Genomic DNA, 13,677 nt, shown 5'->3' on the forward strand with positions numbered 1-13,677 from the left:
TGAAACCAAAAAGTTTGACATAAGTCAATAAATCAGAATTCTATTTTTTTAATGTTAATCTAATTTAGTTGTCATAAAATCTTAATTTAGTACCCAGAAATTATAATCCAAAACCAATAAATACCACCATTCAAATGGAGAATATTACCGTAATTATAATGCTGCTTTTTGGCGTTGCGTTTCTTAGCCTTGTTAGTAAAAGATATAATTTCCCAATTCCAATTGTTTTGGTTTTATGTGGTGTTGTGATTAGTGTTGTTCCGGGACTTCCTGTAATTGCTTTGAGTCCAGAAATCGTGTTCATTATATTCCTGCCGCCACTTTTGTATCATGCTGCGTGGCACACCAGCTGGTCAGATTTTAAGCAATCTATTCGACCGATAACTTTTGCTGCTGTTGGTCTGGTCTTTTTCACGACTGGATTGGTTGCCGTTTTTGCACATTGGCTGATAGATGATATGTCTTGGCCGTTAGCTTTTTTACTCGGTGCAATTGTTTCGCCTCCAGATGCAGTTTCTGCAACAGCGATTACAAAAGGTTTAGGGCTTAATCCGCGTTTAATTGCGATTCTAGAAGGAGAAAGTTTAGTAAATGATGCAAGTGGTCTTGTGGCGTACAAATATGCTCTTACGGCGATTACAGCAGGAAATTTTGTTTTGTGGCAAGCTGGATTAAATTTTGTTTTAATGTCTGTTTTAGGTATCGCAATAGGTTTAGCTGTTGGTTATATCATGTTTTATATCCATAAAAGATTTGTTTGCGATGATATTATCGAAGTGACACTTACATTATTAACGCCATTTGCTTCTTATCTTCTTGCCGAACATTTTGAAGGTTCGGGAGTTTTGGCTGTAGTAACGACTGGTCTTTTTCTAGCAGCAAGATCAGGAACGATTTTTTCTCATGAAAGCCGAATCATGACCAATACGATTTGGGACGTTTTAAATAACATTCTAAACGGATTGATCTTTATTTTAATCGGATTACAGTTGAGACAGATTATAGAAGGAATCAGTAATTACTCTGGAAATTCTTTATTTATTTGGGGAGCCGTCATAAGTGTTGTGGTTATTTTAGTTCGTTTTTTATGGGTTATTCCAGCTACAATGCTCCCGAGAATGATCAGTAAAAAGATTCGTGAAAAAGAAGATTTTGATTATCGAAATATGATCATTTTCGGATGGTCTGGAATGCGTGGTGTGGTTTCTATGGCTGCAGCTTTGGCGCTTCCGCTAATGTTGAATAAAACAGAAGAATTTCCGCTTCGAAATTTAATTATCTACTTAGTTTTCTGCGTTATTCTTTCCACTTTAGTTATCCAAGGCCTTACGCTTCCATGGCTTATCAAAAAGCTGAAAATCGAGCGTTATTCGATACTTGCAGAGGAATATGATGTTAGAAATGTAATTGTTTCAGAAACTATCGCACACATAGAAGATAATTTTTCATTACTGAATGATGAATTGCTTCACAATATAAAAAGCAAATACGAAGTAAAATTTAACCGTCTGCAAAAGACTGAACTTCCAGCTAATTTCTTCGGAAACGGGAAACTTCTTGGAGGTGAAATTTTTAATGATTTTACTAAAATTCAAATCGATTTATTGAATGTAGAAAGAGCAAAATTAGAATCGATGCATAAATTAGGTTCTGTAAATGAAGAAATCTTTCGTAAAATCGAAAAAGAGTTAGACTTGGAAGAAACTCGTTTATGGATGGAAATGTACGAGGAGAATTAATTTTTCTAAAATCCAAATTCCAAAAACCAGAAGTTATTCTGCTTTGTCAAAGTTTTAAACTTTGACAAAGCTTTTTTTTTACATTTCATATTTCACTTTTCATAATCAACCATCAACAAAAAACTATCAACGATCAACTATCAAATAACTCCCATTTTCTGCATTAAAAACGTTGCGCTTTTGTTTTTACAGATTCCATTTCGGAGTTTGTAATCGAAGTGTAAATCGTTATTTTGAATCTCAACTTCGAAACATTGATTGGTTAAAATTTCTGGATATTCGTTTGTTGTCAGACAAACTTCAATGTCGTGCGTGGCAATTGCTCCGATTGCTTTTTTAGAAATTATTTTCTTTACGACTTCAATTGTTCCATTTCTTTTATCATCTGAATTTGTACCTCTTAAAATCTCATCTAATAAAACGAAAGCAGGCTGATTATCAAGTGTATCCATGATCTGTTTTAAACGTTTAATTTCAGCAAAAAAGTAAGATTCAGAATCGGATAGAGAATCAGATAATCTCATTGAAACTAATACTGGAAGTGGATGAACTTTAGCTTCTGATGCACAAATAACTGAACCAACTCCACTAAGTGCCATATTGATTCCTAAACTTCTTAAAAACGTACTTTTTCCTGACATGTTCGATCCAGTCAAAATCACGAAAGATTGTGGGTGAAATTGAGTATCATTTCCAATTCTTGTTGCAGGATTCAGTAATGGGTGACTTAGATTTTTAAACTCAATTTTATATTCAGAATTGATTTCAGGGAAGACAAAATCTTCATTATTGTAGGCTAAATTTGCCAAACTATTTAAAGCTTCAATTTCTCCAATTATAGAAATCCAATGATTCATTTCAGAAGCATAATCTTCTTTCCATTTTAAAAGCGCTCTTAAAACATGGAGATTAAATAAGAATGTTCCGTTGAATAAAGTTGCTGTTACAAAATTATTTATCGTATCCATTCGTGAGAACAGCTCAGAAAGTTGTTTTAAATGCTGACTTGCTTTTGCATTCTTAAAATTAAGCTGTTCTTGTAAACGAATTAGTTTTTTAGATTGGAAAGACTCTTTTTCAATTTTTTCAATCAATAAACTGTATTGTTTTATAATGTTGTCGACATTATCTGCTTTTGCTATTTCCGATTGAATTCTCTTTACAGCCCTTCCTAAAACAATTAAATTGGCAATGAAAATGTAAGTCAGATAAGAAAGTATAATAGCTTTTGAAGTAATAAAATAAGCGGCTAAAAACCCAAAAAATGTGACTGGGAGAATAATTGAAAGTACAACTAAAACTTTAGATAATGAGTTGTTTTTAAATGAAGTCCAATGCTTTATAGCTTCGTATGATTCTTTTGAATCTTTGCTGATAATAGCAAGAGCTTGAAATTCTTGTCGCCAATCGCTTTTACTTTTTAATTCGTTTACAGCTTCCTGATTTTCTAAAATTTCAGATTTAGGAAGTGTATGAAGCAATAGTTCTGCAAGTGTTTTTTTTCCGATAAAAGAAGCGGTTCTGTTTAGATTTTGGAATAAAGAATGTTCTCCAAAAATATCCAAATCGTATGCATACGGATGATGGAAATCGATAAATTCAGCTCCATTTTCAAAAGGAGTTTTTTCTCTTTTTAGAAACGCAATTTCATTCAGATTGATTTTTAAGAGTGTCTCAGCAAGCAACCTTTGAAACGAAACGCGAGAATGTATTTTCATTAAAAAAATAAAACCAGCAAAAGATAAAACAGCTAGAGTGACATAAAGTATTTCGTTTGTTTTGATGTAATAAAACATAAAAAACAAGAAAAGAAAAATACTTAACAACCTCAAAAGGCTTATGCTGTTGTATTTTTTGTTGGTTTTATTATAGAGTTCTGAGTATTTTGTAACGTTGTCTGGATATGCTTTCATTCTATTAATTTGCTTGAAATACAAATATAGCTTTTAAGTTACAAAAACATCATGTATTAAGTCTAATCTTCATGCATAACCAAAATCGGAATCGGAACCTCTTTTGATATTTTTTTAGTAAAACTTGAATCAAAAAGGCTTTCGAAGAATGAACGTTTGTGCGTAATCGTCGTTAGAATATCAATGTCTTTGTAAAGCACAAAATCTAGGATAGTTTCTTTTACATTGTCACTTGGCAGAACCAAAAACTCGACATTTTCTGAAGCAAATTCCTTTTCAAATTCTTTTCTGATTTCATCTGTAACATCAGAATTAGATGTTTTTACATACAAACTTTTCACCTTAGCATCGGTTTTTTTGGCGATTTTCAGGATTTTTTTCAGTTCTTTTTTATCTTTTTCGCGATAGCGCGTTGTAAATCCAATTGTTTTAACTTTTTTGTATTTGGCATCTACAGGAACGCATAAAACGGGAACTTCAACTCCCGAAATCACGGATTCAGTGTTAGAACCTGTAAAGAACTTCGTCCAGTCAGAAACGCTATTTGTACCCATAATAACAAAATCGACATTGTCTTCTTCGACTGCGTTTTTAAGGTTGTAAATAAGATCACCATCCATTAAACGGTGTTTGATCACAATATCTTCTAAATTGCGTTCCATAGCAATGGTTCTTAGTTTAGGAATTTCATCCTTAAACATTTCAAATTTTGCTAACTCAATCGAACTGTATATAGAAGCATAATTCTCTGGAAAGAATTGGCTGTCGTAAACCGGAATCTCAAAAGTATGAAGCAAGATCAATTCGGCTTTTACAACTTTAGCAAATTCTAAAGCATGGACAAATGCATTGGTAGCTGCATCAGAGAAATCGGTAGGGAATAATATCTTTTTCATCGTATTTAGAATTAAGGTTTGTCTCTCAAATTTACTCATTCTGCGAAGAAAACAACCTGATAATTATCAGTATTTTAACACTTAAAGATTTGTTAATCTCTAATAATTTGAAGATTTCGCATCAGAATCTAAGACAAGTTAGTGCTCGAGATAAATTGAGCCTTTTTTTATACCTTTGCAGCATGATAAATCAAGATTCTATAGTTGCTTTGGCTACACCTTCGGGAGCTGGAGCTATCGCCATAATTCGTATTTCTGGAGCTGAAGCCATTACAATTGGCAACTCGGTTTTTAAATCTATTAGGAATAAAGATTTAACGAAACAGAAAACGCATACACTGCATTTAGGACATATTGTAGATGGAAGTAAAACCTTAGACGAAGTTTTAGTTTCGGTTTTTAAAGGTCCAAACTCTTATACGGGTGAAGATACTATTGAAATTTCGTGTCACGGATCTACTTATATTCAGCAGCAAATTATTCAGTTATTGCTTAGAAATGGTTGTAGAATGGCAGATGCGGGTGAATTTACATTGAGAGCTTTCTTAAATGGAAAATTAGATTTATCGCAAGCAGAAGCAGTTGCCGATTTGATTTCGTCTGATAACGAAGCTTCTCATCAAATTGCGATGCAGCAAATGCGCGGTGGTTTCAGTAATGAAATTGCAAAACTTCGTGAAGAACTTCTAAATTTTGCTTCATTAATTGAATTAGAATTGGATTTTGCAGAAGAAGATGTGGAGTTTGCCGATAGAACGCAATTTCATGAATTATTAAATAGAATTGAATTTGTTTTAAAACGTTTAATTGATTCTTTTGCGGTTGGAAATGTAATTAAAAACGGAATTCCGGTTGCAATTGTCGGTGAACCAAATGTTGGAAAATCGACTTTATTGAATGCTTTATTAAATGAAGAACGTGCGATTGTTTCTGACATTGCTGGAACGACTCGTGATACCATTGAAGACGAATTGGTCATTGGCGGCATTGGATTTAGATTTATTGATACTGCTGGAATTCGTGATACAAAAGATGTTGTAGAAAGCATCGGAATTAAGAAAACTTTCGAAAAAATCGATCAAGCGCAAGTGGTGATTTATTTATTTGACGGATTGAAATTTCAAACTTCAAGTTCTGAATTTGTAAATGAAATTGAGCAGATTAAGAATAAATATCCGTTGAAACCTTTACTGATTGTGGTTAATAAAAAAGATATTTTATCTGCTGATGAAGTAGCAAATATTACCAATCAGTTAGAAAATTTAAATGCAAAACTTTTATTGATTTCTGCGAAAGAAAAAATAGGAGTCGAGGATTTAAAAAATGAATTACTATCATTTGTAAATACGGGAGCACTTCGTAACAATGAAACAATTGTAACCAATACAAGACATTATGATTCTTTACTTAAAGCGCTTGATGAAATTCAGAAAGTGAAATTCGGTTTAGAGTCAGGACTTTCAAGTGATTTAATGGCACTTGACATACGCGAAGCTTTATATCAATTCGGGTTGATTACAGGTCAGGTCTCAAACGACGAATTACTAGGGAATATCTTTGCTAACTTCTGCATCGGGAAGTAAAAGGCAAAAAGAGAAACAAAATAAAAATATAAAAGAGCTAAAATGTTAGTAAATAACATTTTGGCTCTTTTTTTTATTGCGTCCTGTTTGGCAATATTTGAGCGTTTTTTTGTCCAGATATTTTTATGATTTCGAAAATGATGGGACATATCCGCTTTGCTAAAATTTAAACAAAAATGCCTTATTTAATTTATAAGGCATTTTTTATTTATAGTACTCAAAGTTTAAATAGTAAAGATTGTAAATAACATTAAAAATAAGAACCGACAAATCAATTTATATTGTAAGAAAAAACAAGTAAAAACACTTGGTTTGTTTTTGGAATTTTGCTTTAATATTGTAAGAATAAATTTTGAAAGCTCCTGATGCTTTCATATATGGATTTAAGCCGACAAAAAATAAACATGCCTTTTTTAAAAGTAATGAGTTTTGTTTTTTAGCATTAATTTTTATTTGTTATTGTTTGTTTTTTAGACTTTTATGTTTTTGTTAAGAAAAAGCGTATCAAGATGAAGAGGCTCATTTTAAATAAATAAAAAAGAATGAAAAGAATTTAAAACAGTTATAAAAACTATCACAGCCCTAAACCTATTGTAAGAATAATTTGTTCGTTAATGAAGTTCAGATTTCGATTGACATTATAATCATGAAACCATATTAAACACATAAATTATTAACCTTAAAAAAACAAATGTTATGTTACAACGTAAAAACCTCGCAGATGAATTAAATGAATCTCAGTTTGCTGCAGACCTAAATGAAAAGGGAAATGGATTCTCATTGAAAGCAGCTCAGGAAGATAAGGGAATATTGCATAAATTGATGTCAAAATATGCACCAGTCCAAATTGAAACTCCTATCAGGCCTTTTCATGAAAAGAATCTGAATAAAATTTTAAGTCAGGTAGATTATGGAATTTTAAGCGTGTTAGAGGGCACGTGGGTGAGCTATGTTGATAATCAAAATAATCTTACAGGAAGCGGTGTACATACTACAATTATGCCGTCGCCCGGTACAAATGCAGGTACAATTCCGGGAAAATTTAGTTTTGATTGTGAGGAATATATCGAAAAACTAACATTTAATTTAGTTCCCGGTGGAGTTCGTAATCGTGGTGGTGCAAATGAGCAATTTTGTGGAGCCGTTAAATACGATCAAAGTATCAAAAGTGTAAATAGAATACCTGGCCAGCAGTCTTTACAATATACCCCAATTCATGAGGAAAATGGTATGTATCTATGGCTTAGCGATATATTTAATTATGCCGCCACTGCAGAAACGATCAAAGAAGACAGAGGTATTCATGCTGTAGCGCCAACTGATCCTAATAAACATTTATATAAAAGCGGCTATCAGGACGAAACACTTTTTCTGATTAAAAATGATAAAGGGGAAGAAGAATACGTTACACTGGAAAATCTAAACGGCCGTGAATATTTTGCCATTATAGCAGCGAAAGAACTTAAACCAGGTGCTGGCCAGACAGGAACTTATTTTATACCAGATTACTCTATTTCTAGAAGCGGTGTTATTCCGCACGGAAGTACAATAACTTTATTAGGAGATTTAAAACCAAACAAGGATGGTTATTTAATGCCAGGCGCTCCTGCATTTCCGAGTGGTGATGCAGCATGGAAGTATGATCATCTTTCTATTTCTAAAACAATGGGAGGTGCTGGAGCAAGCGAAACCGATCCTATAAATCTGGACAAACCTGCACCTGCTTGGGTATTTGAAACACTTAATAATATAAATGATCCTGAAGAAAACAAAATATATACTCAGCGTATACTTGCGCATCATTTATATCCTTACTCTGTACGACCAGATTTGCGCTTACGTGATAATAACAAAGGAAAAGAAATTAAAAATCATGTGCGTATCGAAATGTCATCCAAAAATAAAACTGGGGCACAAGGTGGTATATTAAATGTTCCATTTGTTGATCGTTTTGTTCCAACCGTTGAAATGAATATGAGAATGTGGATTGAAACTGTTGTAGAAAACGGAAAAGAAATTCTTCAGTTGCAATACGAACAGATTATCTTTTTTGAATTTGATTTTGGAGATAACGGAGGAACTACCAGCTGGCCTCATATACAAGTAAATACACTTCGTAAAATCGATGATGTTTCGCCAGAGCAAAGAAAATTAATCGAAGAACAATTTCCAAGTTCACATATTATTACTTCTACTGCTTCAGCTTCAGAATGTCCGTATCATAAATCATAAAATCAGAGAAAATCACTGTATTTTTTGTATTGAAATACCGTGGTTTTTTTATCAAAAACAAAGATAAACAAACTAAAGACATCATGAATTACAACGAAAAAAGAGACCATTTTATCTCACCAATATTAGAATGGGCAAAATCCAATGCCCCTCAGCAAAATACTGCAAAAGGAATGTTGATGGTTGGTGATGCCATAAGCAATTGCGAGCGTTTAAAAGGTGCAAAACCTTTTGAAGTGCCATCTCAGTTTAACGGAAAAGATTATATTACAATGCTGCTTCAGATTGATGCTGAAATAGAACAGGGACTTATGTTGCAATATTTGTACTCTGCGTATAGTATGGGAGGAGCAAAAGTTCCAGAAAAATATCAGGAAAAAGTACATACCTGGCAAAATATTATTCTGGGCATAGCCAAGGAAGAAATGGGACATTTCATTTCAGTTCAAAATGTATTAAAAGTAATAGGAGCGCCCTTAAATTTTGGAAGAGAAAGTTATCCTTGGGACAGCCCTTTTTACCCTTTTCCTTTTACTTTAGAAAAATTTTCTCTTAAATCGCTTGCTAAATACGTTTATGCCGAAGCTCCTTGCGAGTGGCTTGCAGGAAATGACCCTTTAGCAATCGAAATCAGAGAATCTGTAGATTCAACTGTCTCAGATCCTCATACAGTTGGAGCTTTATTTATTGTATTACTTCAGTTAATTAAAGATCCTAAAGTAATCTCAGATGAGACCTTCCAAGCTGCGACTTACAATTATCAGGCAAAATTTGATGAATGGGGACGTGGATATAAAGGTGGAAGTAGAGGAGGTGACGGACAAAGTATTTATACCAAAAGTCCTGATGTATTGGTGGCTCCGCTGTTATCCCGCGATGATGCTTACAATGCATTGTCTGAAATAGCAGAACAAGGAGAAGGTTTAGAGACAGATGAAAGTTTACCATCCCATTTTGAACGTTTTTTGCATATCTATAAAGAATACAAAGCAATATTGGAAGAAACCAATAATACTTTTGATCCTTCTAGAAATGTAGCTACAAATCCTTATGTAGGTTCAGGATCTAATTTAAAAGAAGCCTTAGATGCAAACACTTCAAAAGAGGAAAAAGAAAGTGATGAAATTAAAAGTCCAGAAGCAATACTTTGGGCCAACTTATGCGATATTCGATATAGATTACTGCTTAATTTCTTAAACCATAGTTTTTTATTGGATAATGGATTTAATAATTCGGGAAGTACTGCTCCGCGCGGAATGATTATCAATTCGGCATTTGGAGAAATGTATAATTTACGTAGTCTGGCTACAATTTTGGTTCAGACGCCTATTTCAAAAAATAGTACAAAAGTAGCAGGACCTCCATTTACATTGCCTTATACATTTGATTTGCCATTTGGAGAACACAATCGATGGAGATTGCACAGAGATCTTCTTGAAGCTTCAAATAACATCATTGTACAGTTGAAAAATTTTGAAAATCAGCCGCATATTCAATATTTGAACGGATTGCAGGAGGCAGATCAAAAACTGTTGCAAGCAATGGCAAGTTTAACCGAAGAAAATCTGGTATAATTCCAGAGCATTTTGACTTCATTTAACTATTAAAATACCACGATATGAAAATTATTGAACTAAGAATTCTTCCGCCCATTGCAATTGGCAGATTAGGAGAATCAAAGAAACCAATGGCGGCTTATGATCTTGAATTATCAAAAGAAAAACCACTTGATTATAGAGAAATTATTCCAAAAACAACATTAACTGTAGATCCTGTTTCAGGAGAAATTACGGCTCACAAACCTCAGAATATAAAGTTTAAAGAAGTAGCAAATCTGGAAGACAGAGATGGAAAAATACATCCAGTATCTCCTTTTCTGGAAGTTTTTGCCATAACCGATCAAAAACCAGATGAGTTAGTGCCTCTTACCGAAGAGTTGCTTAAACAGGCAGGATTAAGTCTGAAAGATATTAGCTGGGACGTAAATGTCGCAAATATCAAAATATTCAGAAGAACAGGTGATGTAGATGATAAGATGACTGCAAAATTAAGTGATATTAATTCGCACGAATTAAAACCATTATTAGCAGATTGTAACAACTTTCTACCAAACAAAAAACTGCCATTAGGATCTGTTCAGTATGTGAAACCAACAAAAGATTTTCCTGGGTTAAGACTGCGTTATACGCCAGCCGGAGGAAAAGTTTACGGTTCTAGTTTATATAAAAACACAGCGTCTGGTGTTGATGATACAAAAATAGACCCTACTTTTAAAAAGGAAAATGGGGAAGGAGACAAAGATAGAATATTGTATGATATCAGTAAAGGAAAAGGTAAGTGGCGTGGTTACAAAGAAGGAAGTAACACTAATGTTCATTATACGAATCCTGCACAAATTTTTGCCGGATATTCATATACCGATGATCAAAATGAAACTTGGCAGGTAAGCTGGGGATATATCGATGACGAATGTGATGGTTTTGTGACGGTTAAGCTAAAAGTTTCAGAAGAAAAGTTTCTTAAAGCCAAAGCGCATATTAGTGCTGGACCTCCTGCTTTTGCTCCAGATACTTTGCCAATTCGAGTAGTTTCAGACGAGTTGGAACAAATTATCGAAGGAACTGATATTGAAGGAGAAGTTAGCATAGAAGAAGCAGAAGAAATTATTCGAAGAGCTTTTGAAACCATTCGTTTGATGAACACAGCGATTATGAATGGTAATAGTTACGAGGGGAAACAAAATGTTGCCAGTACAATGGTTCGCCAGAATACAAATGATTTTGGACGTCTTTTTGAACCTATTATGGCAACGTCACTTGTGGACAATCTTGCTTTACAACTTTTGCACGAAAGAGTGTTTAACGGATTAAGTTCTGGTGCGTCTCCGTGGTTTGGAGATTTATTGCGTAAACCTACAGAAATTGGAGATTTATCTAGTAAAGCACTTCGAAAAATGCCAGCCTTAATGCGTGGTGCCGACGGAAGATCGCTTACTTTTACCTATCGTCAGATTAACACGATTATAAAAGCTGCAACAAAATCGATGTTTAAGGACAGTAATCCCGACACTTTGCCTGTAGTTTATGGCGATCCATTAAAAGCTTCAAATTTAACCGCACAATTGCATTACAGAGGAACAGGAAATCCTATTGCAGTTTTACCAAGAACAGCAATTTCAAATTGTTTTCCGGGACTTGAATTCGATTTTAGAAACTTATGGAGAAGAGCTTTTGTTGGAATTGTTCTAATTGAAAATAACAATTATGTACTTGAAGCAACCGACTCAAATTTAGTTGGTCATCGTTTGGTAGCCATAGAAGGAAAACCAACAATGGTACAAACTTTTGGCCCTGTATTTCCAGATGGCGATTCTGTCCCTTTAAAAACAAATGCTAATCCAAATGGGGTTTCGTTTATGGAATGGTCAAATTCTATGGTGGAAGTTTTACAAAAGCAAGGTGAAGAAGTTACTTGTCACTTTACAGCAGAACCTTCAGTAGAAGAAGTAGTTGTAGATTTAAGTCAGCTAAATGATCCTAAAAAATATATTGCCGTAAAATTAGTTGTGAATAAAATATTTGATGGTAACAGTGCAGCATTTTCAGATACAATCTTAAAACCTGGAGAATTAACGCAAGGTCTTTGTGCTCCATGGCAAAATGACTATCGTGAATGTTCTTGTTATTATTGGGCAGCAAGCAGACCAGATTTTGTAAATATCGTTCCAGATGAAAATGGTTTGAGCACAGGTGATTTATGGATGTCAAAAAAACGAACTGGATCTTATATTCCAGATGATTGGAAAAATTCGAGATTAATCTCCTATCAGGATCTTTTTGTAAACTGGCAGGGCGAACTTAATTTTATAATTGAAGGGAAAGACGCTATAGAAAGCAGCATAGTAAAACCTAAACCGAAAGGCAAAAAATGATAGCGGCTAAGGAAAGATTTTCCGAAGAGAAGCAAAATAGCTCCATTGCAACAAAGCTTGCAGAGATAATTGTTCCGCAATCCAGACCGCGTTCCGCCAAAGCACATTTGGTAAAAGGTGGGCAAGTAACTCAGATTTTTATTCCAAACGGAAGCAGACTTTATACTATTTCTCCTGAAATAGAGCAAAAAATAGCTTTTTTAATGAATGAAAAAGATGAAAATGCCCTGCAAAATGAGCTGGCACTTTTAGGTATTGATGCTCCTGAATATATTACAGATGAGCCATTGCAAAGTCCGCCTTTGCACGCTTTGTCATTGGCAATAGCGCAAAAGTGTAATATGGGATGTACCTATTGTTATGCAGATCAGGGGGATTTTGGAGGACCTACAAAAAATATGTCTTTAGAAACTGCTTTTAAAGCTATAGATCTGTTGTTAAAAGATTGTTCAGAAGGAGGAAAAGCGCAGCTTACCTTTTTGGGCGGTGAACCTCTGATTAACAGAAAAGCGATTAGAGAAGCAACACTCTATGCGGAAGCAGTTGCAAAGAAAAAACATATTCAGATGAGTTACTCGATTACTACAAATGGTACTTTGGTAACAGAAAGCGATGCGGAATTTTTTGAAGAATACGGTTTTTCGGTAACTATTAGTTTAGACGGAATCGGCAAAGATCACGATTTAAACCGACCAATGAAGGGAGGAAGTGGAAGTTATGATAGAATCATAAAAAACATTCAGCCTTTATTAGCCATGCAGAAAAAAATGCAAGTCTCGGCAAGAGTAACTGTAACACCTGAAAATACTAATCTTCCGGAGGTCTTAGATGAATTTGTTCGTATGGGATTTCATGGTGTGGGTTTTTCTCCCTTGCTAAAATCCAGTAACGGACAGAATGAAATGAACAAAGAGCAGTTATCTGTTATGTTGGAAAATATGATTGCCTGCGGACTTAATTTTGAAAAAAATGTATTAGCAGGAAAAAGGTATCCTTTTTTGAATATGGTAAATGCATTAAAAGAAATTTCAAAAGGGACGCACAGACCTTATCCTTGCGGTGCCGGTGCTGGTTATATGGGCGTATCTGCTGATGAAGAACTATTTGCCTGCCATCGTTTTGTAAATGAAGATGCGGGCAAAATGGGAGATTTAACGGAAGGTGTAAGTGCTGATTTGCAAAACAATTGGCTTGCAAGCCGGCATGTGAATACACAAGATCCATGCACGCAATGCTGGGCTCGTTATTTATGCGGAGGAGGCTGCCATCATGAAGTAATCGATAAAGGAAGACCAGCCTGCGATTACATCAGATCATGGCTGTTCTATACCATTCAAGCAAATGAACGATTATCGAGATTAAAACCCAATTGGAACAATTAAT

The 13,677-nt window shown here is 34.4% G+C and carries 8 protein-coding genes; 6 read left to right on the forward strand and 2 right to left on the reverse strand.

Annotated elements, in window-relative coordinates; genetic code table 11:
* Positions 1–134 precede the first annotated feature (134 nt).
* Positions 135–1,739, forward strand: a complete 1,605-nt coding sequence (locus ACE01P_RS13820; protein WP_379698781.1) for a Na+/H+ antiporter — start codon at positions 135–137, stop codon at positions 1,737–1,739.
* Positions 1,740–1,879: 140 nt separating this feature from the next.
* On the opposite strand, the gene ACE01P_RS13825 is transcribed toward ACE01P_RS13820, so the two are convergent.
* Both ACE01P_RS13825 and ACE01P_RS13830 read right to left on the reverse strand, forming a co-directional pair.
* Positions 1,880–3,652: a DNA mismatch repair protein gene (locus ACE01P_RS13825; protein ID WP_379698783.1), complete on the reverse strand. Its 1,773-nt coding sequence runs from the start codon at positions 3,650–3,652 to the stop codon at positions 1,880–1,882.
* A gap of 62 nt (positions 3,653–3,714) precedes the next feature.
* Positions 3,715–4,548 (reverse strand): universal stress protein, encoded by an 834-nt coding sequence (locus ACE01P_RS13830; protein ID WP_379698785.1) that lies wholly within the window; start codon positions 4,546–4,548, stop codon positions 3,715–3,717.
* A gap of 182 nt (positions 4,549–4,730) precedes the next feature.
* Here ACE01P_RS13830 and mnmE point away from each other — a divergent pair, with 182 nt between their 5' ends.
* The 5 genes from mnmE to ACE01P_RS13855 all read left to right on the forward strand — a co-directional run bounded on the left by mnmE (position 4,731) and on the right by ACE01P_RS13855 (position 13,676).
* Complete coding sequence (gene mnmE / locus ACE01P_RS13835) at positions 4,731–6,131, forward strand: tRNA uridine-5-carboxymethylaminomethyl(34) synthesis GTPase MnmE (RefSeq protein WP_379698787.1); 1,401 nt, start codon at positions 4,731–4,733, stop codon at positions 6,129–6,131.
* A gap of 696 nt (positions 6,132–6,827) precedes the next feature.
* Positions 6,828–8,363, forward strand: a complete 1,536-nt coding sequence (locus ACE01P_RS13840; RefSeq protein WP_379698789.1) for a peroxidase, FMP-type — start codon at positions 6,828–6,830, stop codon at positions 8,361–8,363.
* A gap of 83 nt (positions 8,364–8,446) precedes the next feature.
* Entirely contained in the window at positions 8,447–9,937 is a 1,491-nt protein-coding gene (locus ACE01P_RS13845; RefSeq protein WP_379698791.1) for a ferritin-like protein, read from the forward strand.
* Positions 9,938–9,981: 44 nt separating this feature from the next.
* The gene (locus ACE01P_RS13850) at positions 9,982–12,294 is read left to right on the forward strand and encodes a hypothetical protein (RefSeq protein ID WP_379698793.1); all 2,313 of its coding nucleotides are present in this window, start codon (positions 9,982–9,984) and stop codon (positions 12,292–12,294) included.
* Complete coding sequence (locus ACE01P_RS13855; RefSeq protein WP_379698795.1) at positions 12,291–13,676, forward strand: radical SAM protein; 1,386 nt, start codon at positions 12,291–12,293, stop codon at positions 13,674–13,676. Before ACE01P_RS13850 ends, ACE01P_RS13855 begins: the two co-directional genes overlap by 4 nt.
* Position 13,677: the final 1 nt, after the last annotated feature.

The organism is Flavobacterium sp. HJSW_4 (assembly GCF_042436695.1).
GTDB lineage: Bacteria > Bacteroidota > Bacteroidia > Flavobacteriales > Flavobacteriaceae > Flavobacterium.

Excerpts from the sequence above, each read along its gene's own strand:
- mnmE (WP_379698787.1), top strand. The coding sequence starts at position 4,731 with ATGATAAATCAAGATTCTATAGTTGCTTTGGCTACACCTTCGGGAGCT.
- ACE01P_RS13825 (WP_379698783.1), bottom strand. The coding sequence starts at position 3,652 with ATGAAAGCATATCCAGACAACGTTACAAAATACTCAGAACTCTATAAT.
- ACE01P_RS13820 (WP_379698781.1), top strand. The coding sequence starts at position 135 with ATGGAGAATATTACCGTAATTATAATGCTGCTTTTTGGCGTTGCGTTT.
- ACE01P_RS13850 (WP_379698793.1), top strand. The coding sequence starts at position 9,982 with ATGAAAATTATTGAACTAAGAATTCTTCCGCCCATTGCAATTGGCAGA.
- ACE01P_RS13830 (WP_379698785.1), bottom strand. The coding sequence starts at position 4,548 with ATGAAAAAGATATTATTCCCTACCGATTTCTCTGATGCAGCTACCAAT.
- ACE01P_RS13840 (WP_379698789.1), top strand. The coding sequence starts at position 6,828 with ATGTTACAACGTAAAAACCTCGCAGATGAATTAAATGAATCTCAGTTT.
- ACE01P_RS13845 (WP_379698791.1), top strand. The coding sequence starts at position 8,447 with ATGAATTACAACGAAAAAAGAGACCATTTTATCTCACCAATATTAGAA.
- ACE01P_RS13855 (WP_379698795.1), top strand. The coding sequence starts at position 12,291 with ATGATAGCGGCTAAGGAAAGATTTTCCGAAGAGAAGCAAAATAGCTCC.